Here is a 19925-nt window from a genome sequence, read left to right on the forward strand (position 1 = left end):
CGATGCGGCGACGGCGGATGCGACCAACGAAGCGGCGCGGGCTCCGATCATGCGTCAACCGCCGATGATTCGCGATGAGATCCGCATCATCTGCGAATGCAGCGCGTCGGCCATGAAGGGCAGCGCCAGCACCAAGGTGACGAACATCGCCAAGATTTTCGGCACGAACACCAGCGTCTGTTCCTGAATCTGGGTCAGCGCCTGAACCAGCGACACCGCGACGCCGACCACCAGGCCGACCACCATCAGCGGCGCCGACACCACGACGATGGTCCAGATCGCGTCGCGGGCGACGTCGAGGGTTTCGGGGCCGGTCATAAGAGAATCCTTGTGTCGACGATTGTGGCAGTGGTGGTGTTCGGTCTCGCCATCGTCATCGCGAGGAGCGGAGCGACGAAGCGATCCAGGAGCGCGGTGCGCTCGGCCCTGGATTGCTTCGCTTCGCTCGCAATGACGATGCCTATCGGTAAGGTGCCGCCGTCAGATCGGCATCCGCATGATTTCTTCGTAGGACTGGATCACCCGGTCGCGGACCGACACCAACGTCGACACCGCGACGTCGGTTTCGGCGACCGCGGTCACCACATCCATCACGTTAGATTTGCCCGACGCCATCGCCATCGACTGCGCGTCGGACTTGCGGCCGGCGTCGAGCACGCTGCCCATCGCCTGCTTGACCAGGTTGCCGAACGACGGAGCGTCTTCGCTCCCCTTGTCGGCGCCGGCCGGCTTGGCCAGGCGGCCGAGGCTCGCATAGGCATTCGCTGCTGAAATCGGGGAGGCCATGGGTCAGTGTCCTGGTGCGATGCTGGGGAAGCGGATCAGGCTTTGAGAATGTCGAGCGTGCGCTGGATCATCCGGCGGGTGGCGCTGATGACGTTGAGGTTGGCCTCGTAGGACCGCTGCGCATCGCGCATGTCGGTCATCTCGATCACCGGATTGACGTTCGGGTACTTGACGTTGCCGTTGGCGTCGGCGGCCGGATTGGTCGGCTCGTATTTGACGCGGAACGCCGAGGTGTCCGGCTTGACGCGGCCGAGCGCCACGACGCGGGCGTCGAGCGTGCGGTCGAGCGCCGACGTGAAGGTCGGCACCTTGCGGCGATACGGGTCGCCGCCCGCGTTCTGCGCCGTGGAGTCGGCGTTGGCGACGTTTTCCGAGATCACCCGCATCCGACCCGCCTGCGCGCGCAGGCCGGAAGTGGCGATACCCATCGAGCGGGCGAAGTCGTTGCCGTCGTCTGCCATGGTTTAGCCTCCCGGCGCTTCTCAGCGCTTGCCGATTGCGGTCTTGAGCAGGCCGAGACTGCGGCTGTAGAGCGAGGTCACGGCGGCGTAGTCCATCTGGTTGGACGAGACCTTCAGCATCTCGTCCTCGAGGTTCACGGCGTTGCCGGCCGGACGGGTCTGGAAGCCGCCCTTGTTATCGGTGGAGAAGCTCGGCGAGCCGCCGGGCGGGGTCAGATGCGACGCGCTGGTGCGCATCAGCGGCAGCGATCCGCCCGGACCGCCGGCGGCCTGACCTTCCGGGGTGAATTTCGGCTCCACCAGATCCCGCGGCCGGAAGTTCGGCGTGTCGGAATTGGAGATGTTTTCCGCAAGCACCTTCTGGCGCTCCTGATGCCACTGCATCTTGGTGCGCAACGCGTTCAGCTCGGGGAGATCGTTGATCGGCATAGCCGCCTCCGCCCCGGTCTTGCCGCCACGCGATTCCGCCGGGTAGGCAGAATTTGCCGCCCCTATGGTTAACGACTGGTTAAGAGGTTCGAGCTGCATGCCGGACGCAGTGGTAACTGCGGCGAAAACGGCAGCAAACGCGATTTGGGCGGCATGATTGGTGGATTATAAGAAGAAACGGATGGCAGTTCTTGCCGGGGATTATTAAGAAGGGACGAGGCGGGCCGCCGCGCGTCACCGGAACTGGTCGCGTTCGCATTCCGGAATGGGCGCTTCCGGAAAGCGCCAGGGCGCCAGCGTTGTTTGCCGGGGATACAGCATGTCATCGCAGCCATTGATGTTTTTTCTCGCATTTCTGGCCGTTCTGGCGCTGATTGGCGCCGCCGCCTGGCTGGTACGCCGCTTTGCCGGCAATCGGCTCGGCACCAATGCCAGCCGCGGCCGGATGCCAAGGCTCGCCGTAATTGATGCCGCCGCCGTCGATGGCCGCCGCCGTCTGGTTCTGGTCCGGCGCGACAATGTCGAGCATCTGCTGATGATCGGCGGGCCGAGCGACATCGTGATCGAGCCCAACATCGTCCGTGCCACCCCGTCGCGGGATCAGTTGCCGACCCGCGCTGGCGTCGAGCCGCGCCTGACGGCGCCGGAGCCCGGCCAGTGGGAGGCTGATACCGCCGCCGAGCTGCCGGAGCCGGAACTGCCGCCGATCCCGACACGACCGTTGCGCCCGGGTGCGGCCGAGGAGCCGCGCCGCGCGCCGCCGCCAATGCCGGAGCGCCGTCCGGCCGATCCGTTCGCCAGCCTGGTACCTGAACCGATCGCCCGCCCCGAGCCGCCGATGCCACGCGTCGAGGCGCCGATCATGCGGGCTGAACCTCCGATCATGCGGGCGGACCCGCCGATCTTGCGGCCCGAGCCGCCGATCACGCGCCCCGAGCCCCCGGTCCTGCGCCCCGAGCCGCCCGTTCTGCGCCCCGAACCGCCGGTGCTGCGCCCGGAGCCGCCGCGCCCCGAGCCCCGCATGGAGCCGGCCCCCCGTCCGCGCGCCGAGCCGGCCATGCCGCGGCCGCCGCGTCCCGAACCCAAGCCCGCCCCAATGCGCACTGAGCGCCCCGCGCCGCCGCCCGCGCCCCTGGCCCCGCCGCCCCCTCCCGCTGCGCCTGTGACCGCAGCGCTTGCAACTGCGGACCAGAATCTCGCCGAGATGGCCAACCGCCTCGAAGCCGCCCTGCGCCGTCCGCCGAATGCGCCGGCCGAGCCTGCTCCTCCGGTTGCGCCGGAGCCGCCAGCCCGGCCCAATCCGCCGACCCCACGCGCTTCCGAGCCTGCCCCCGAAGAGCCGGCCGCAGCGGAGGCGTCTCCGGCCGCCGGTAAGACCGGGTTTGAGAGCCTCGAAGACGAAATGGCCGCGCTGCTCGGCCGCCCGAAGTCCCCTACGTGAGCGCCTCGGCCGGCCCGCGTAGAGTTTTCATCAGTTCATCGGTTCTGATCATCGCGGGTCTCGCGATGATCGTGCCTGCGCAGGCCCAAGACATCAGCATCAATCTCGGCGGCAATAGCCCCGGCGTCACCGAGCGCGCGATCCAACTGATCGCGCTGCTGACGGTGCTGTCGATCGCACCGTCGATCCTAGTGATGATGACGTCGTTCACCCGTATCGTCGTGGTGCTGTCGCTGCTGCGCACGGCGCTGGGCACGGCCACCGCGCCGCCGAATGCGGTGATCATCGCGCTGGCGCTGTTCCTGACCGCCTTCGTGATGGGACCGACGCTGCAGAAATCCTATGATGAAGGCATCAAGCCGCTGATCGCCAACGAGATCGGCGTCGACGACGCGATGGTGCGAGCGTCCGGTCCGCTGCGGATCTTCATGCAGAAGAACGTCCGCGAGAAAGATCTCAAGCTGTTCCTCGACCTGTCGGGCGAGCCGCCTCCGGCAACGCCGGAAGAGCTGTCGCTCCGCATCTTGATGCCAGCGTTTCTGATCTCGGAGCTGAAGCGTGCCTTCGAAATCGGCTTCCTGCTGTTCCTGCCCTTCCTGATCATCGACCTCGTCGTCGCATCGATTCTGATGTCGATGGGCATGATGATGCTGCCACCGGTCGTGGTGTCGCTGCCGTTCAAGCTGATCTTCTTCGTGCTGGTGGACGGCTGGTCGTTGGTCGCAGGCAGTCTGGTGCAGAGCTACACCGGCGGCGGATAGTCGGCCGACATCGAAGCTGCTGACACCGATGGATCGTCCAGCCAGTCCGGGCACGCGAGAAGCGCGTGAGCCCGAGAATCAGCTTCGCAAAACAACTGCTGGATTCCGGGTTCGCTCGCTTTCGCGAGCGCCCCGGAATGACGGTTCGAGACGGCGAAAGAATTGCTACCGCGTCGCCTGGATGGCGCGGATCTTCGGCGGGACCTGGGGCAGCGTACCGGTGGCGGTGAGGTCGGCGCCGGGCGGCGGGTTGACGCGGGCGCTGGCATCGGGGAAGCGCTGCTTCATCTCGCGCAGGAAGCCTTCGAGCGTATCGACGCTGGCGGCCATCTTGGCGATCGCTGCAAACGCAGCGCTGTTGCCGGCGCTCGGCTGGCTGGCGATGTCGAAGGCGGCGCGATCGGCCGGATCGGTCATCAACGGCGCAAATTTCTCGCGGAAACGATCGAGGCCGAGGGCGTCTTCGGCGAGCGCGTAACCGACCACGGCACGGATCACGTCGCTCTTCTCGGCCGACGACAGCGGTGTGAAGTCCTTCCAGCGATCGCCGAGATACAGCTCGATCTGCTCAGAGGATTCGCGCCAGCGTCGCGCCGCCCAGTAGATGTCGGAACGCAGCCGGATCGCCTCGCGTCCACTGATATTGCTGATGATGTCGAGTGCGAGATCGTGGCGACCGATGTCGCTCTGCGCCCTCGCCTCGAGCAACAGCCGCTGCTGACGGAGTTCGCCGGCAAGATCAGCGATGCGCGACGAATGCAGCGCACCGATGGCGCGATCCGGCTTGCGGTTCATCAGGTAGATCATCGCCAGCTTGGCGGCGACCTGCGCCCGCGCCGCGCCTTCGAGACGCTTGTCGACCTGATACTGCAGAAGCTCGCTGGCCTGATCGAGCAGATCGACCGCGACCAGACGGTCGGCGAGCCGGCGGATCATCTCATCGCCGCGCCGGCCGATCGGGGTCAGCTCGCGATACTCGTAGAACATTGCGAGGGCTTCGATCGGCGGCAGATCGTCGCCCTTGCTGCCGAGGAAAATCTGCGCGAACAGCGCGCGGGCATCGTCCTGCGCCTTGCGGGCAGCTTCCGAATTCGGCGCCAGCTGGGTCGCAACCCGGGCCGCCTGCAGCGAATCCTGATAGCGGCCGGCGTCGGCGTACATCTTAGTCAGCAGCTGCTGGGTGTTCACTTCTAGCTGGTCGCCGCGCCAGTTCACCGACAGTCGCTCCAGATCGGGCAGCGCCTCCGCGGGTGTCAGTTCTTCGCGCTTTAGCCGCAGCACGATCTCGCGAAACCGCGCTTCGGCAGCCGCTTGCCGGTCGGACGAGGCCATCGCGTCCTTGTACTTCTTCAGCGCCTCCGGCTCGCGGCCGAGCGCCTCGTCGAGCCAGCCGCGCATCACCGCGACCTGCGGCTTGATCTCCGGCGGGATACCGACCAAATCGAAATCGGTGCTGAGCTTGGCGGCGCCAGAATAGTCACGCACTTCGAGCGAGGCCCGCATCGCCGCGGCGAGCACCGCGCGCTGAATGTCGAGCGGCAGCGCCGTGATCGCGAACTGCACGCTCTTCAGCTTCTCGCGCGCCTCGGCCCATTTGCCCTGGCGCGCCAGCGCTACGCCCTTCCACATCTGCGCGTCGTAGGTCGAAGCGATCGCCGGGTTGGCGACGTCCTTCAACGTTTGCTCCGGCCGCCACATCAGTGCACTCGCGGCCGCATGGCCGAGCATGGTAGCGGCATCTTCCTGGCCGGGCTTGGTGGCGGACAGCGCAAGATCGAGCACGCCTTTGGCTTCGGGATAGAGGCCGCGCGCCATGTAGAACCGCGCCAGATCGAGCCGTGCCGGGAGCTTGTCGTCACCGCCCGCAACGGATGCGGCGTTGAGACGCTCGTCGAGCATGTCCTTGAAGCTGCCGGTCTGATCCTTCGCCCATTGCCGGACATCGAAGAACGGCTTCTCGGACGCGGCATCACCGCCGCCGCTCTCCGCGGCGGAGGATAGCGTCAGGCCCCCAGGCCGCGTCAGCAGCACGGCATCGGGAGTGGTTTCAACGGTGACGTCGTCGGACTTCAGCTCGACAACGACGCCGTGGATCGACTCCAGCAGATTGAACTCGACGAAGTTCTGCCGCTTGATGAAGCCGCGCGGCGGCGGCAGCGCGGTGACCACCGTCAGCGTATCGCCGGCGTCGGGATCGGCGAGCTTCTGAACCTGGCCGAGCGCCGGCAACGACACTGAGACGCTGGCGCGGGTCGGGTCGGCGATGTTGCGTACCGCGGATAGCGGCTGCGACGCCGCGCGGCCGGCATCGGCAAGCGTCACAGTCCAGCCCTTGCCTGCACCGTCGTCTTCGGTGAGCGTCGCGATCTGCGGGCGGCTGAGCCGGATCCGAATTGCTTGTCCGTTGGCGAGCGGAAGGCGGCTGGCGTCGCTGACCACCGCACTGCCCTCGCGGCGGATCGCCGACAGATCAAATGCCGCAGTGTTGTCGAGGACCAGCCACAGCACGTCGCCGCGGCGGAACAGTGCCGCCGGGGTCGGAGCAGAAAACGCGAAGCTCAGGCGAAGCCCATCCGTATTCAGCCGCACCTCGACCGGCCGCCCCTCATTCGAGACCGGCTTGGCAGCCACTGCCGGCGGAGACGCGGGAGCCTGAGGCGCAGCCGGAGCAGTCTGCGGCGGCGCGATGCTCGGCGCCGCAGGCCCCGCGGGCGCGGCAGCGACTTGGCCACCTTTGGCAGGCGGGCCGGCTGGCGACGGCGTCGCTGAGGGCCCCGCCACAGACGGAGATGGCGCAGCAGCAGTAGCCGCAGCAGGTGCAGGCTGCGGACCGGCTGGCGTCGCCGGCTTCATGGGCTTGGCTTCCACCGGAGCCGGCGCGGGCTTGGCCTCCGCCTTGTGATCGGCTTCCTTGGCGTCAGCCTTGCGGCCTGCGTCCTTCGCGTCGGGCTTGTGGCCGTTGTCGGCCTTGGGCTCCTGCTTCTGGATCTCTGCCTGCAGCGCCTTGGGATCGAGCTTGCCGATCTCCGGCAGCTTCAGTGCCTGCGGCCCCATGGTCTGACCGGACTCGGCGCCGCCCGGTTGAAAGCCGACATCGATGATGAAGTTCTTCTCTTCGCGGAACGAATGCACATCGGCGCCGCCGATCAGCGTGAAGTCGACGGTGGAATTACCGCCGTCGATGTTCTGCGCGATCGAAGCAACACCCGGCGGCGAGGCGAGCTGCGCGTCGGCGAGGTCGAAGGTCAGTGGCGTGTTGAACTGCACCGACAGCTTGCGGTCGGTCAGCGTCGACGCCACCCGCACGTCGGACGGGACTTCAAACACGTAGCGCACGAAGGTCGGCTGCACCGAGGTCCGCACGCGGATCGGTGGCCGCTTCTTCACTTCGGCGGTGGCGCGTTGCGCCTTCAGGGCGCGCTCTGCCGCGCGGGCGCGTTCAGCCAGTTCCTTCACGACGTCTTGCGGCAGTCCGGGCGGCGCGCCGGTCCAATTTTCTGGCAGCAGGTCGACGAACAGCCGTTCGCCGGCCGCCATCGCGTTGACAGTGAGCTTCCGCGTCAGGGCCAAACGCAGCGCATAACCGTCGGGATCAAGCCGCGCAGAGCCGATATAGCCGGGCGCGGAATCGGCGAGCTTGTCGACCGGAATATCGATCGGCCGCTTGAAGCGGATCACCACGATCAGGCCCGCAGTGGCGACGTCGGAGTCGACGTCTTCGGCCATCTTCAGCAGCAGCCGGCCGTATCCGCCCTTTGCTTCGAAGCTGGCTTCGCCGCGCACTTGCGCGGCCGCGGGCGCAATGGTCAGCGCGGCTGCGATCAGCAGCAGCAAGCCGGCAAGGCAGAGTCGTGCGACGCGCCCGACGAGCGCCTGTGACCAAACTCCAGCGGCAGCCATCCGCGCCATCCGTCGTGTCTTTCAGTCAACGACTCTGTCGTCTGCCGGTCCTAGGCGGCTTCGCCGCCAACAAAGATACTACGCTTCACGCATGCGCGTCGGCGCGGCGGAAGCGCGCAGAACCGCAGCCTGCCCCACTAGGGCACAAAAGCCGTTAACGGTGGTTTAACCATCGTCGACTGCGGCGGGCCCACCCTGCTTCGGCACGGCATCGCGTCACAATCAGAGATTTAGATTGTCGAGGTAAACACGTTTTTGATAGTGATGCAGAAGGCGGGGAGCGCAACCGCCTGAACCATCCTTTCGTGTGACCGCGATCGCCGTGCCCTTCCCGCCCGCCGTTGTCGGCCGTCCTGACGGACGCCGCACGACGTGTCGGCGCTTCGGATCGGCTCGCGCCACCGAGGAGACATGGACGATGAAAGCTGCGCCCGCCGCCAATCTGGCGCGGATACGCCACTGGGAATTGGACTGACGACCGCCATGCTGCTGAAGGGTCTCTACAAGGTGGAATTCGAAACGCCGCGGCGCAAAGCGGTCGGCGTGATCTTCGCATCCGATGGCCGGCTGCACGGCGGCAGTTCGGCATTCGCCTATATCGGCGCCTACGAACAGAACGGCCAGACGATCCACGGCACCATCACGGCGCGCCGGCACACCAGCGATCCGGCGATCCAGTCGGTGTTCGGCGTCGACGAGGTGCGGGTCGACTTCCACGGCTCGACGATCGGCGACTACGCGCAGGTCGAAGGCATGGCGGCGGAAGCCCCGTCGCTCGGCTTCAAGGCGCTGCTGACACGGATCAGCAGCTAAGCGCAGTTGATCACTGCCGCGGCGTCGGGCGGCCTTCGATCTTCGGCAGCACCGCCACCGATGCGGACACCGACGCCTTCCCGGTGGCGCGCCGCGCCATTTCCACAGTGAGCTTTTCGGCGGCTTCGGCAGACATCAGGCCGAGGATGTCGGACATCTTCCGCGGCGCGATCTGGGTGGCGATTTCGATCAGCACCGGCATTTCCAGACGATCGAAGATCTTCGCCGCATCCTTCGGCTTCATCGACTCGTACATCGTGACGATGCCCTTGAAGCGCGCCGCTTCGGCTTCCGATTTCTCTTCGGTCGCCTTGCCGATCTGGCCCTCGGTCTCCTTCATCTCCTGGACCTTGGACTCGATCCGCTTCTCTGCAGCCTTGAGCAGGCTCTCCCGGATCTCGACTTCGCGGGCACGCGCTTCAAGTTCCTGGCGGCGCGCCTGCAGCCGCTCGAGGATCGCGCGTTCAGATGGAGAAATTGCCGGGGTCTCGGGCTCGGTCTCGGCCGGCTTGGTCTGTTCCGGCGGCGCAACCGCTGGCTTTTCTTCTTCTTTCTTCTTCGGCTCGCCATGCACCGAGCCGGTGATATCGGGATCGATCGGCTTCCGTCCGGGGAAGTTCAGGTTCTCCTGAGCCCATGAAGGCTTGGTCGCGTTCGGATCGTAATCGAACACGTAGCCGCCATCGAGCACCAGTCCGGCGATCTTCAGCACAGCGAGGCCGAAGACCGCGACCAGAACAACCGGAAGGATGCGGATATCCCGAAGTGCGTTCATGCAGCCAAGCCGTTATGTCGCCTGCGTTCCGCAAAAGCCTGCGCCGCGGCCGCATTGGCCTGCGCCGCCGACACCGCCGCCGCCGGCTGCTCGCCGCCGGGACGCGCCGCCGCGACGATCTTCGACAGGCGCCGCAGCACGTTGTCGCCCTCGCCGAGCTGCTTCTTGAGCTGGTCGGACAGCGCGGAGGCCGCGGCGATGTCACGACCGAGGTTTTCGTTGACCTCGCGCACCGTGAGCTTGAGGCCGCCGATCGCCCGTTCGGCGATCTCGGTGACGGTGATCAGCTCGCCGATCGTCGCCTTCAGCGATTGCTCGTCGGCCTTCAGCCGCAGCAGGCGTTTGTTGAGCAGCCAACAATAACCGACGGTGACGAGGAGCAGCACGGCGACCAGGCTTTCGATCACGATTGCGAAAATGTGGCTCATTGTGCCTCCATCATTTTGCTCTGCTCGTCGGTACGTTCGAACATGGCGTAGGTGGTGAGCGGCTTGCGCAGCGGTTTGGTGACGCGAATGGCGACGCGGTCGCCGACCCGGCCCATCCGGCCTTCGGTGAGTACGACGCTGCCGCAGCGCACCGCCACGGTGGCGTCGGCGCGCAGCTCCAGCGGCAGGGTGTCGCCGACTTGCAGCGCCATCAGTTGCCGCAGCGGCAGTTCGGCTTCGTAAAGCACGGCGTCGACCGAAATATCGGCCTGGACGATCTCGGTGGCGAGGTGGCCTTCCCAGACCTGATCACGGCCGAATTTTTCGCCCATGAACATCTGCATCAGCACGCCGCGGATCGGTTCGATCGTGGCGTATGGCAGCAGCAGCTCGATATTGCCGCCGCGGTCTTCCATGTCGATGTGCAGGCGGACCAGGATCGCGGCGTTGGCGGGCCGGCTGATCGCAGCGAAGCGCGGATTGGTCTCGAGCCGATCGATGCTGAACGACACCGGCGACAGCGGCCGGAACGCCTGTTCGGCGTCGGCGAGCACAACCTCGAGCAGCCGCTTCACCAGATTGGTTTCGATCGTGGTGTAGGGCCGGCCTTCGATGCGCAGCGCGGCCTGGCCGCGGCGGCCGCCGAGCAGCACGTCGATCATCGAATAGATCAGGCTGGAGTCGACGGTGGCGAGCCCGAAGTTCTGCCACTCCTCGGCCTTGAACACGCACAGCACCGCCGGCAACGGGATCGAGTTCATGTAGTCGCCGAACCGGACCGAGGTGATGCGGTCGAGCGAAACTTCGACGTTGTCCGAGGTGAAGTTACGCAAGCTGGTCGTCATCAACCGCACCAGGCGGTCGAAGACGATTTCGAGCATCGGCAGACGCTCATAGGAGACCATCGCGGAGTCGATGATCGCGCGGATGCCGGAGTTCTCGTCGAGGTGGACCTCGCCGACGCTGAAGCCGAGGAGATTGTCGATCTCCTCCTGCGACAGCACCCGCTCGCCGCCGTTCTTGCCACCGCCGAGATCGCGGCCGCCATCCTCGACCATGGCGGCCCATTGCTCCGCCATCGTCCCGGTTAGTTCGTTCTCCGCTGCCGCCTTTGCCGCGGCCTCGGGATCCTCCGATGCCATGGAGGCTTCCCATTGGGCGGCAATTGCGTCCTGGTCGAGTTGGTCCTGGCCAGCCATGTCAGCTCACTGCACCAGCACTTCCTTGAACAACACAGCCGACACCTGCGCAGGCGCGATCGCCATGTTAACGCGCCGGGTCAGCTCTTCCTTCATCCGAAACATCCCGACCGAGCCGTTCAGGTCGCCCGAGCGCAGCTCTCGCAAGTAGGTCTGAAACAGGTCGGTGATCCGCGGCATGTTCGGCTTGATCTGCTCGGCGAGCTTCTCGTCCTTTACCTCGAGCACGACCTTGGCCTTGAGATATTGCACCCGCTCGCCCGGCGTACCGGCGAGGTTGACCATGATCTCCGGCACTTCGACGAAGTTTGGCGGCTTCACTTCCTTGGCGGCTTCGGCCTGATGCGCGTCTTCGCCGTGACCGGCGAACAGGAAGAAATAAGCGCCGGCACCGCCGCCGAGCAGCAGCACGGCCGCCGCAGCGATGATGATCAGCTTCTTCTTGCTCTTTGGCGCCCCGCCTTCGGCGGCTTCGGCGCCTTCTTCCGGTTTCTCTGCGTCCGCCATCGGCCGAATCGCCCATATCCCAAAAAGCGAGCCGCAGCCGAGGCGAACCGTAAACGCGAGACTAACGCCGCCAGCGCCCAAGGCTCTGATGACACGACGCTATGGGGCAATGGTTAACGGAACCTTTCCACGGCGGTGGCGGGTAGGAAGATTTTGCCGGCCGGTATGGTCAACAAGTCCTTTATTGCCGGCCCGGCCGCTCCCTTAAAATGAGCAAGCTACTGATTTAGATGAATTTTCTGAGTTGGCACGAGCTTCGCTAGGTGTCTGGTGAGCCGCGCGCTTGGGAGAGCGCCTGCGGTTCGCACGATCCGCCACCGGTCTGGGAGGACTTGGCGGCGGGTCATTCAAGGGAGAACCACCGATGGAGAATGCTCTTCTCGTCGGACTGTCACGGCAGGTCGTGCTCGAACGGCAGATGGATGTCGTCGCGAACAACCTCGCCAATCTCAACACCAACGGCTTCAAGGCGGAGCGGTCGGTGTTCCAGGAATTTCTTAACACCGGCGCGCACGAGGACAATTTCGCGCGGCCGGACCGGCGCGTCAGCTTCGTGCAGGACCGCGCCACCTACCACGATCTGTCGACCGGCGCGCTGCAAGAGACCAAGAACCCGCTCGACGTCGCGATCGACGGCAAGGGCTTTCTGGTGGTGCAGACACCGCAGGGCGAGCGCTTCACCCGCGACGGATCGCTGACGATCAACGCCCAGGGCCAGCTCGTGAACGGCTCCGGCTTCCCGGTGCTCGGCACCGGCGGCCCGATCGTGATCCAGCCGACCGACAAGGAGCTGTCGATCTCGTCGGACGGCCGCGTCAGCGTGGTGGAAGGCACCTCGATCATCGACTCGCTGCGCGGCAAGCTGCGGGTGGTGACGTTCGACCGGCCGCAGAGCCTGATCAAGCAGGGCGGCAATCTGTTCGCAGCCACATCCGACCAGGGCACGCCCGACACCAAGTCGATGCTGCGCCAGGGCTATGTCGAGAAGTCGAACGTCAACTCGGTCCTCGAAATGACCAAGATGATCGACGTCACCCGAACCTACACCCAGATCTCGGCGATGCTGCAGCAGGAGAGCGAGCTGCGCAAATCCGCGATCGAGAAACTCGCCGAAGTGCCGGCCTAACGGAGACTGACCATGCGCGCACTCTACACTGCGGCGACCGGGATGGCGGCCCAGGAGCTCAACGTTCAGGTGATCTCCAACAACATCGCCAACATGCGCACCACCGGCTTCAAGAAGCAGACGGCGCAGTTTCAGGACCTGATCTACGATCACGTCCGCCGCGTCGGCGCACAGGCGTCGGACCAGGGCACGATCCTGCCGGTCGGTGTCGACATCGGCGGCGGCGTCAAGACCGTCGGTACGCCGCGGCTGATGACCCAGGGCACTCTGTCCCCTACCGGCAACGATCTCGACCTTGCGGTGCGCGGCGAAGGCTTCTTCAAGATCCAGATGCCGGACGGCACCTTCGCCTACACCCGCGATGGCTCGTTCACCAAGGACAACACCGGCCGCATGGTCACGGCCAACGGCAACCCGGTGCAGCCGACCATCACCGTTCCGAACGGCGCGACCAGCATCACCGTCGCCGCCAACGGCCAGGTGTCGGTGACAATCTCCGGTTCGACCACGCCCACCGTGATCGGCCAGATCGGCCTGACCCGTTTCATCAACAAGGCCGGTCTGCAGCCGCAGGGCGACAACCTGTTCATCGAAACCCCGGCGTCCGGAACGCCGCAGGACGGCATCGCTTCTGCCGACGGTCTCGGCGACATCATGCAGAAGACGCTGGAGATGGCGAACGTCGAAGTGGTGACGGAAATCTCCGACCTGATCTCGGCGCAGCGCGCTTATGAGATGAACGCCAAGGTCGTCAGCTCCGCCGACCAGATGCTGCAATCGACCTCTAATATGTTCCGCTGAGGAGACGGCTGATGATCCGCGCTCTCCTCCTCGCCTCCACCCTGGTCGCCGCCGCCGGCAGCGGCGCAATCGGCCAGACCGCAACGCCCACGGCACAGCCCGAGGGCGAACTGCGCCCAAGCGACGTGCTGAAGTCGCCGGTGCTACGTCCGCATGTCGAGGTCACCGGCGAACTGGTCCGGATCGGCGACGTGATCGAGAACGCCGGCGCCGCAGCAAGTATTGCGATCTATCGCTCGCCCGACCTCGGCACCACCGGCGCGCTGCCGACCGCCACCGTCCTCGCGGCACTGCGCGCCCATCAGGTGATCGGTGTCGATACCCGCGACATCACCGAAGTCACCGTGACCCGGCTCGCGCGCACGCTGGCGGCCAAGGAAATCGAGCAGCAGGTGGTTCAGACCCTGCAGCAACGCCACGGCCTCGGCGAGCCCGAAGACCTGACGGTGAATTTCGACCGCGACGTCGAGACCAAGACGCTGCCGGCGAACTACGCCGGCAAGCTGCAACTCGTCAGCGAGAAGTTCGACGCGCGCAGCGGCCGGTTCGACATCAGCTACGAAATCAACGGCGGCGAAGGTAGCGCGCCGGCCCGGATGCGGGTGACCGGCACCGCGATCGAAACCGTTGTGGCAACCGTGCTGACCCGGCCGGTGCAGCGTAACGAAGTGATCAAGGCCTCAGACATCACCGTCGAGCGCCGGCCGAAGAGCGAAGTCGCGTCCGATGCGGCGTCTCGCGATGCCGCCCTTGGCATGCAGGCGCGCCAGACGCTGCGCAGCGGACAGGTGCTGCGCGGCGCCGACCTCGCCAAGCCGGACCTCGTGACCCGCGACCAGGGCGTCACGCTGATCTATCGCGCGGCCGGTATCTATCTCACCGCGCGCGGCAAGGCACTCGACACCGGCGCCGAGGGCGACGTCGTCAACGTGCTCAACCTGCAGTCCAAGCGCACCATCACCGGCACGGTGATCGGTCGCGGCCAGGTCGCGATCACCGTCATCTCTCCGCGCGTCGTGGCCGACGCGAAAACCGAGTAACGTTCATGTCCAAGCCTGTGCCGTTGCAACGCATCGTTCTGGTCGCCGCCCTGCTGGCGACGGGCGGTCTCGCCGGGGGCTGCTCCTCGATCGATCGTCTCGCCGCGATTGGCGAACGGCCGGCGCTCACTCCGATCGAGAACCCGACCACGCAGCCCGGCTACAAGCCGGTGCAGATGCCGATGCCGAAGCCGGAGGTCGCGTCCTACAACGCCAACTCGCTGTGGCGGAACGGCTCGCGCGCGTTCTTCAAGGATCAGCGCGCCGCCAAGGTCGGCGACATTCTCACCGTGACGGTGAACTTCACCGACAAGGCCAACATCGCCAACGAGACCCAGCGCAGCCGCACCAGCAAGGAAGACTCCGGCATCACCGACTTTATCGGCAGCAAGACGATCACGACGCCGGCGACCGCGGTGCTGCCGGGCCGCATCCTGACCACCGACTCCACCTCGTCGTCGGACGGCAAGGGCTCGGTGCAGCGCCAGGAAGCTTTGCAGACCAACGTCGCCGCGGTGGTAACGCAGGTGCTGCCGAACGGCAATCTGGTGGTCGAGGGCAAGCAGGAGATCCGGGTCAACTTCGAGATCCGCGAACTGATCGTCGCCGGTATCGTGCGGCCCGAAGACATTCAGAGCGACAACACCATCGACAGCAGCAAGATCGCTCAGGCCCGCATCGCCTACGGCGGCCGCGGCCAGATCACCGACGTGCAGCAGCCTCGCTACGGCCAGCAGGTGATGGACGTGCTGCTCCCGTTCTGATCGTCATGACCTGACAACGAGCTCCCACACCCGGCCGCGAACCTAGGCGCGGTCAGGTGTTCCAACGCGGCCTCCTCCGGCTCTCCCTCCGGACGGAGGCCGCGGCCTTTTTACTGACCCGTGAGCGCTGCTGACGGTGAGTTGGTGGCCAAATATCACCGTCACGGCCGTGCTTGACCCGACGATGTCTGGCTCGCGGAGAGACTGCAAAGACGTCGTGCCGGGACGAGCCCGGGCACGAGAGAGTTGGCGTTAGTACCTGCGATCACGCAACCGTTGTCGATTGCGGCTCGCCCTTGCTTGTCCTGCCCTTGCTCCCTGCCGCCTTCCGGCGCTCTACCTTCTGCAGCACGAAGACGTAGAACACCGGCACGAACAGCACGGCCAGCACGGTGGCGGACAACATGCCGCCGAACACGCCGGTGCCGATTGCATTCTGGCTGCCGGCGCTGACGCCGCTCGCAAACGCCAGCGGCGTGACGCCGAGGATGAAGGCGAGCGAGGTCATGATAATCGGGCGGAAGCGGATCGCCGCCGCCTCGATCGCTGCCTCGCGCAGCGACTTGCCCTCGGCATGCAGGTCCTTGGCGAATTCGACGATCAGAATCGCATTCTTGGCGGACAAACCGATGATCGCGATCAGGCCGACCTTGAAGTAGATGTCGTTCGGCATGTCGCGGAGCATCACGGCGAGCAGCGCGCCAATGATGCCGAGCGGCACGACCAGCATCACCGACAGCGGGATTGACCAGCTTTCGTACAGCGCCGCCAGCAGCAGGAACACGAACAGGACGCTGAGCCCGAGCAGGAACGGCGCCTGATTGCCCGACTTGATTTCCTGCAGCGACTGCCCGGCCCATTCGAAACCGAACCCGCTCGGCAATTGCTTGGCCAGCCGTTCCATCTCGGCGATGGCTTCGCCCGAGGAGTGGCCCGGCGCACCATCGCCGGCAAAGCGCACCGACGGATAGCCGTTGAAGCCGATCACCTGGATCGGCCCCTTCGACCATTCGGTTCGCGCGAATGCGGAAAGCGGCACCATCCGGCCGCTGGCATTGCGGACGTTCAGCTTGAGCAGATCGTCCGCCTGCATGCGGCGATCGTCCTGCGCCTGGATGGTGACGCGCTGCATCCGGCCGGCGTTGGGGAAATCGTTGACGTAGGCCGAGCCGAGGCTGGTAGTGATGGTAGCATTGATGTCCGCGAAGGACACGCCGAGCGCGTTCGCCTTCTCACGGTCGATCACCAGATGCAGCTGGGCCGAATTGGCCAGCCCCTCGATCCGAACGCCCGCCAGCACCGGACTGGCGGCGCCCGCCGCAGTCAGGCGCGTCGCGGCATCGTCGAGCGCCGCGCCGCCGCGGCTGCCGCGATCCTGCAGGCGGAAGGTGAAGCCGGTGAAGTTGCCGAGGCCGTCGATCGGCGGTGGCTCGAACGCCATCACTGCAGCGTCGCCGATCTTCGCCAGTTCGACATTGGCGCGCCGGGCGATCGCACCGGCGCTGTCGTGGCCGCGCTCGCTCCAATCCTTCAGTGTCACGAACGCTACCGCTGCGCTCTGCGAGTTGCCGGAGAAACTGAAGCCCGAGACGGTGAACACCTGCGACACGCTGGGGTCGGCGAGGAACACCTTCTCGGCCTGCTCGATCGACGTCATCGCGCGGGTCTGCGTCGCCTCGGTCGGGGCTTGCATGTCGACGATCAGATAGCCCTGATCCTCGGTCGGCAGGAACGACGCAGGCAACCGCAAGTAAGCCCAGCCGAGCCCCGCCAGCAGCGCCAGATAGACCACCATCAGCCGTGCTGTCCGGCTGGTCGCCCAGCCGACGCCATTGCGATAGCGGCCGGCGATGCGCGCGAAAGTCCGGTTGAACCAGCCGAAGAAGCCGCCCTTCTCGTGATGATCGTCAGGCACCGGCTTCAGGAACGTCGCGCACAGCGCCGGCGTCAGCGTCAGCGCCAGAAAGCTGGAGAACAGGATCGAAACCACCATCGTCAGGCTGAACTGCCGATAGATGATACCGACCGCGCCGGGGAAGAACGCCATCGGCAGGAATACCGCCGTCAGCACCAGCGTAATGCCGACGATCGCGCCCTTGATCTGCCCCATCGCCTTGATGGTCGCCTCGCGCGGCGACAGTCCTTCGGTCGCCATCAGGCGCTCGACGTTCTCGACCACCACGATGGCGTCGTCGACCAGGATGCCGATCGCCAGCACCATCGCGAACATCGTCAGCACGTTGATCGAGAAGCCGGTGACGAACATCACTGCACAGGTGCCGAGCAGCGCGATCGGCACCACCAGGGTCGGGATCAGGGTGTAGCGGATGTTCTGCAAGAACAGGAACATCACCACGAACACCAGCGCAATCGCTTCGGCGAGCGTGTACAGCACCTTCTCGATCGACGCCTTGATGAACGGGGTAGTGTCGTAAGGAATCTCGTAGGTCATCCCTTTCGGGAAATACTGCGACAGTTCCTTCATCTTGGCAGTGACGGCTCTGGAGGTGGCGAGCGCATTGGCGGTCGCCGATAACTGGACGCCGATCGACGCCGCGGGATGGCCGTTCAGCCGACTATCGGAATTGTAGTCCTCGCCGCCGACCTCGACCCGGGCAACGTCGCGCAGCCGCACCGACGAGCCGTCGCGATTGGCGCGTAGCACAATGGCACCGAATTCCTCCGGCGTGCCGAGTTGGCCCTTGACCAGGACCGGCGCGGTGACTTCCTGCGACACCGGATTGGGCGTCGCGCCAATCCGCCCCGCGGCGACCTGTGCGTTCTGCGCGGCGATCGCTGCCGAGACGTCGCTGACGGTCAATCCGACGCCGAACAGCTTGTCCGGATCGATCCACACCCGCATCGACCGCTGCGTACCGAACAACTGCGCCTTGCCGACGCCCTCGATCCGGCGGATCTCGCTGATGATATTGCGGGTGATGTAGTCGCCGACCGCGATGCTATCGAGCGAGCCGTCGATGGTTTGCACCGAGATGAACATCAGGAAGGTGCTGGAGGCTTCGTCGACCAGAATGCCGCGCTGCGTCACGGCGCTGGGCAGCCGCGACTCCACCCGACGGATGCGGTTCTGCACATCCACCGTCGCCTGCGCCAGCGACGTTCCCGGCTGGAACGACACCTCGATCGAGATCTGGCCGGTCGCATCCGTGGTCGACTCGAAGTACATCAGGCCGGGAATGCCGGCGAGCTGATCTTCGATCAGCCGGACGACGCCCTGGTAGATCTCTTCGGACGACGCACCCGGATAATTCGCGGTGACGGAGATCTTCGCCGGGGCAATGTTGGGGTATTGCGCCACCGGCAGGAACGGGATCGCCAACGCGCCGGCGATCATAATGAAGATGGCGACGACCCACGCGAACACGGGCCGCGCGATAAAGAAATCGGGCATGACCGCCGAGCCTCACTTCGCCTGCGAGGCGGCGCTGGTCGTACCAGCGGCCGCCGCGTTCGGCCACGGCTTCGGATCGACCGCCGCTCCCGGCGACAGCGCCTGAAAGCCCTGAACGACGACGGCATCGCCGGGATGGAGACCGCTGGCGATGATCCAGCGACCATCGACTAGCCGCGATGGCGTCACCGGCCGCAATTCGGCTTTGCGATCGGCCGAAACGACGTAGAGCTGCGCCTGCCCGCCCGGATCGCGGCGTAGCGCGCGCTCGGGCACGGCCAGCGCATTGGGCTGCTCGCCCTGCACCAACTGCACGCGAACATACATGCCGGGCAACAAATCGCCGTCCGGATTAGGAAACTCGCCGCGCAGCGTGACCTGACCAGTCGTAGCGTCGACAGAAGCTTCGGAGAATAGTAGGCGGCCGCGATGCGCGTAGCTCGCGCCGTCGTCAAACCGCAGCCGGACCTCGGCTTCGATCGCATCACCGGCCTTAGCAGACTGTTGCGCGGCCCGCTTCAACGCCAACAGCTCGTTGGCGGATTGCGTGAAGTCGGCATAGACCGGATCGAGCTGCTGAATCGTCGCCAGGCTTTCGCTGCCACCGACGGTGAACAGTGCGCCTTCGGTGATCAGCGCCCGTCCGATGCGGCCGGTGATCGGTGCGCGGACTTCGGTGTATTGCAGATCGAGCTCGGCGGCCTGCAGGCCGGCGCGTGCGGAGGCCTCGTCCGCCTCGGCCTGTGCCAGTTCGGCGACTGCCTTGTCGTAGAGTTGGCCTGTGGTGACGTCGCGATCCTTCAGCCGGGTCTGGCGCTCCGCCTGCTGCGCCGCCAGCGTGCGTGTTGCGACCGCACGCTGCAGCGTCGCCTTGGCGCTGGCGACACGAACCTGGAACGGCGCCGGGTCCAGCCGGTACAGCACGTCGCCCTGCTTGACGATGGTACCTTGCTGGAACACGCGCTCGATGATGATGCCCGAGACCCGCGGACGCACCTCCGCGATCCGCGTCGGCGCGATGCGGCCGGGCAGATCGCTGACGATGCGCAGCGTCTCCGGCGCGACTGTGACCACGCTCACCACGACCGGCGGCGCCTGCTTGTCGGCTCCTGCTTGTTTGCCGTCACCGCAGCCGGCCAGGCTCACCACCACGCCAAACGCGCAAGCGGCCCGGAGGGCGGCCTTCATCTTCGTCGTCACGCAACTCACCTTTGCTCCGCACGGCTGCGAGCCCCCCGGCCGCCGCAAACCGTTCAAAAGATACCATCCGGTTGGTATATTA

General features: G+C 65.8%; 18 protein-coding genes. 7 read left to right on the forward strand and 11 right to left on the reverse strand.

From position 1 onward, the window contains the following. Positions 1–54: 54 nt before the first annotated feature. The 4 genes from fliQ to flgB form a co-directional block, all read right to left on the reverse strand. Positions 55–318 carry a flagellar biosynthesis protein FliQ gene (fliQ, locus tag RPPS3_RS19825; RefSeq protein ID WP_011159421.1) on the reverse strand — a complete coding sequence of 88 codons (264 nt, stop codon included), beginning with the start codon at positions 316–318 and terminating at the stop codon, positions 55–57. Positions 319–480: 162 nt separating this feature from the next. Beyond that, positions 481–786, reverse strand: coding sequence for a flagellar hook-basal body complex protein FliE (fliE, locus tag RPPS3_RS19830; protein ID WP_107345595.1), 306 nt, complete (start codon positions 784–786; stop codon positions 481–483). Positions 787–821: 35 nt separating this feature from the next. Continuing rightward, positions 822–1247, reverse strand: a complete 426-nt coding sequence (gene flgC, locus RPPS3_RS19835) for a flagellar basal body rod protein FlgC (RefSeq protein ID WP_107345596.1) — start codon at positions 1245–1247, stop codon at positions 822–824. 21 nt (positions 1248–1268) lie between these two features. Next, entirely contained in the window at positions 1269–1676 is a 408-nt protein-coding gene (flgB, locus tag RPPS3_RS19840; protein ID WP_107345597.1) for a flagellar basal body rod protein FlgB, read from the reverse strand. Positions 1677–1995: 319 nt separating this feature from the next. Between flgB and RPPS3_RS19845 the strand changes: the two genes are divergently transcribed. After that, complete coding sequence (locus RPPS3_RS19845) at positions 1996–3117, forward strand: flagellar biosynthetic protein FliO (protein ID WP_107345598.1); 1122 nt, start codon at positions 1996–1998, stop codon at positions 3115–3117. Next, complete coding sequence (gene fliP / locus RPPS3_RS19850; protein ID WP_107345599.1) at positions 3114–3878, forward strand: flagellar type III secretion system pore protein FliP; 765 nt, start codon at positions 3114–3116, stop codon at positions 3876–3878. The genes RPPS3_RS19845 and fliP overlap by 4 nt, the downstream gene beginning before the upstream one ends. A gap of 165 nt (positions 3879–4043) precedes the next feature. Here fliP and RPPS3_RS19855 read toward each other — a convergent pair whose 3' ends face one another. Further along, the gene (locus RPPS3_RS19855; RefSeq protein ID WP_107345600.1) at positions 4044–7787 is read right to left on the reverse strand and encodes a hypothetical protein; all 3744 of its coding nucleotides are present in this window, start codon (positions 7785–7787) and stop codon (positions 4044–4046) included. 474 nt (positions 7788–8261) lie between these two features. Between RPPS3_RS19855 and RPPS3_RS19860 the strand changes: the two genes are divergently transcribed. Further along, a complete protein-coding gene (locus RPPS3_RS19860) occupies positions 8262–8591 on the forward strand; it encodes a GrlR family regulatory protein (RefSeq protein WP_107345601.1) in 330 nt (109 codons plus the stop codon). A 10-nt stretch (positions 8592–8601) separates the two neighbouring features. Here RPPS3_RS19860 and RPPS3_RS19865 read toward each other — a convergent pair whose 3' ends face one another. Genes RPPS3_RS19865 through fliL form a run of 4 tightly spaced genes read right to left on the reverse strand, consistent with a single transcriptional unit; the run spans position 8602 to position 11500 of the window. Next, a complete protein-coding gene (locus tag RPPS3_RS19865; RefSeq protein WP_107345602.1) occupies positions 8602–9366 on the reverse strand; it encodes a MotE family protein in 765 nt (254 codons plus the stop codon). Then, a complete protein-coding gene (locus RPPS3_RS19870) occupies positions 9363–9794 on the reverse strand; it encodes a DUF6468 domain-containing protein (protein WP_107345603.1) in 432 nt (143 codons plus the stop codon). The genes RPPS3_RS19865 and RPPS3_RS19870 overlap by 4 nt, the downstream gene beginning before the upstream one ends. Then, the gene (gene fliM / locus RPPS3_RS19875; protein ID WP_011159433.1) at positions 9791–10993 is read right to left on the reverse strand and encodes a flagellar motor switch protein FliM; all 1203 of its coding nucleotides are present in this window, start codon (positions 10991–10993) and stop codon (positions 9791–9793) included. Before fliM ends, RPPS3_RS19870 begins: the two co-directional genes overlap by 4 nt. A 6-nt stretch (positions 10994–10999) precedes the next feature. After that, positions 11000–11500: a flagellar basal body-associated protein FliL gene (gene fliL, locus RPPS3_RS19880; RefSeq protein WP_107345604.1), complete on the reverse strand. Its 501-nt coding sequence runs from the start codon at positions 11498–11500 to the stop codon at positions 11000–11002. 364 nt (positions 11501–11864) lie between these two features. Here fliL and flgF point away from each other — a divergent pair, with 364 nt between their 5' ends. From flgF to flgH, 4 genes are read left to right on the forward strand one after another with little or no spacing between them, the layout of a single operon-like run. Beyond that, complete coding sequence (gene flgF / locus RPPS3_RS19885) at positions 11865–12626, forward strand: flagellar basal-body rod protein FlgF (RefSeq protein ID WP_107345605.1); 762 nt, start codon at positions 11865–11867, stop codon at positions 12624–12626. A gap of 12 nt (positions 12627–12638) precedes the next feature. Further along, complete coding sequence (gene flgG / locus RPPS3_RS19890; protein WP_011159436.1) at positions 12639–13427, forward strand: flagellar basal-body rod protein FlgG; 789 nt, start codon at positions 12639–12641, stop codon at positions 13425–13427. A gap of 11 nt (positions 13428–13438) precedes the next feature. Next, positions 13439–14467 carry a flagellar basal body P-ring formation chaperone FlgA gene (flgA, locus tag RPPS3_RS19895; protein ID WP_107345606.1) on the forward strand — a complete coding sequence of 343 codons (1029 nt, stop codon included), beginning with the start codon at positions 13439–13441 and terminating at the stop codon, positions 14465–14467. A 5-nt stretch (positions 14468–14472) separates the two neighbouring features. Continuing rightward, entirely contained in the window at positions 14473–15231 is a 759-nt protein-coding gene (gene flgH, locus RPPS3_RS19900) for a flagellar basal body L-ring protein FlgH (RefSeq protein ID WP_107345607.1), read from the forward strand. Between the two features lie 265 nt (positions 15232–15496). Here the strand turns inward: flgH and RPPS3_RS19905 are convergent, their stop codons facing one another. Further along, entirely contained in the window at positions 15497–18643 is a 3147-nt protein-coding gene (locus RPPS3_RS19905) for an efflux RND transporter permease subunit (RefSeq protein ID WP_107345608.1), read from the reverse strand. 12 nt (positions 18644–18655) lie between these two features. Then, positions 18656–19831, reverse strand: a complete 1176-nt coding sequence (locus RPPS3_RS19910; RefSeq protein WP_107345609.1) for an efflux RND transporter periplasmic adaptor subunit — start codon at positions 19829–19831, stop codon at positions 18656–18658. Positions 19832–19925: the final 94 nt, after the last annotated feature.

Source organism: Rhodopseudomonas palustris (assembly GCF_003031265.1).
Classification (GTDB): domain Bacteria; phylum Pseudomonadota; class Alphaproteobacteria; order Rhizobiales; family Xanthobacteraceae; genus Rhodopseudomonas; species Rhodopseudomonas palustris_H.

Coding starts and splice junctions, on each gene's coding strand:
- fliQ (WP_011159421.1), bottom strand. CDS start 318: ATGACCGGCCCCGAAACCCTCGACGTCGCCCGCGACGCGATCTGGACC.
- fliE (WP_107345595.1), bottom strand. CDS start 786: ATGGCCTCCCCGATTTCAGCAGCGAATGCCTATGCGAGCCTCGGCCGC.
- flgC (WP_107345596.1), bottom strand. CDS start 1,247: ATGGCAGACGACGGCAACGACTTCGCCCGCTCGATGGGTATCGCCACT.
- flgB (WP_107345597.1), bottom strand. CDS start 1,676: ATGCCGATCAACGATCTCCCCGAGCTGAACGCGTTGCGCACCAAGATG.
- RPPS3_RS19845 (WP_107345598.1), top strand. CDS start 1,996: ATGTCATCGCAGCCATTGATGTTTTTTCTCGCATTTCTGGCCGTTCTG.
- RPPS3_RS19855 (WP_107345600.1), bottom strand. CDS start 7,787: ATGGCGCGGATGGCTGCCGCTGGAGTTTGGTCACAGGCGCTCGTCGGG.
- RPPS3_RS19860 (WP_107345601.1), top strand. CDS start 8,262: ATGCTGCTGAAGGGTCTCTACAAGGTGGAATTCGAAACGCCGCGGCGC.
- RPPS3_RS19865 (WP_107345602.1), bottom strand. CDS start 9,366: ATGAACGCACTTCGGGATATCCGCATCCTTCCGGTTGTTCTGGTCGCG.
- RPPS3_RS19870 (WP_107345603.1), bottom strand. CDS start 9,794: ATGAGCCACATTTTCGCAATCGTGATCGAAAGCCTGGTCGCCGTGCTG.
- fliM (WP_011159433.1), bottom strand. CDS start 10,993: ATGGCTGGCCAGGACCAACTCGACCAGGACGCAATTGCCGCCCAATGG.
- fliL (WP_107345604.1), bottom strand. CDS start 11,500: ATGGCGGACGCAGAGAAACCGGAAGAAGGCGCCGAAGCCGCCGAAGGC.
- flgF (WP_107345605.1), top strand. CDS start 11,865: ATGGAGAATGCTCTTCTCGTCGGACTGTCACGGCAGGTCGTGCTCGAA.
- flgG (WP_011159436.1), top strand. CDS start 12,639: ATGCGCGCACTCTACACTGCGGCGACCGGGATGGCGGCCCAGGAGCTC.
- flgA (WP_107345606.1), top strand. CDS start 13,439: ATGATCCGCGCTCTCCTCCTCGCCTCCACCCTGGTCGCCGCCGCCGGC.
- flgH (WP_107345607.1), top strand. CDS start 14,473: ATGTCCAAGCCTGTGCCGTTGCAACGCATCGTTCTGGTCGCCGCCCTG.
- RPPS3_RS19905 (WP_107345608.1), bottom strand. CDS start 18,643: ATGCCCGATTTCTTTATCGCGCGGCCCGTGTTCGCGTGGGTCGTCGCC.
- RPPS3_RS19910 (WP_107345609.1), bottom strand. CDS start 19,831: ATGAAGGCCGCCCTCCGGGCCGCTTGCGCGTTTGGCGTGGTGGTGAGC.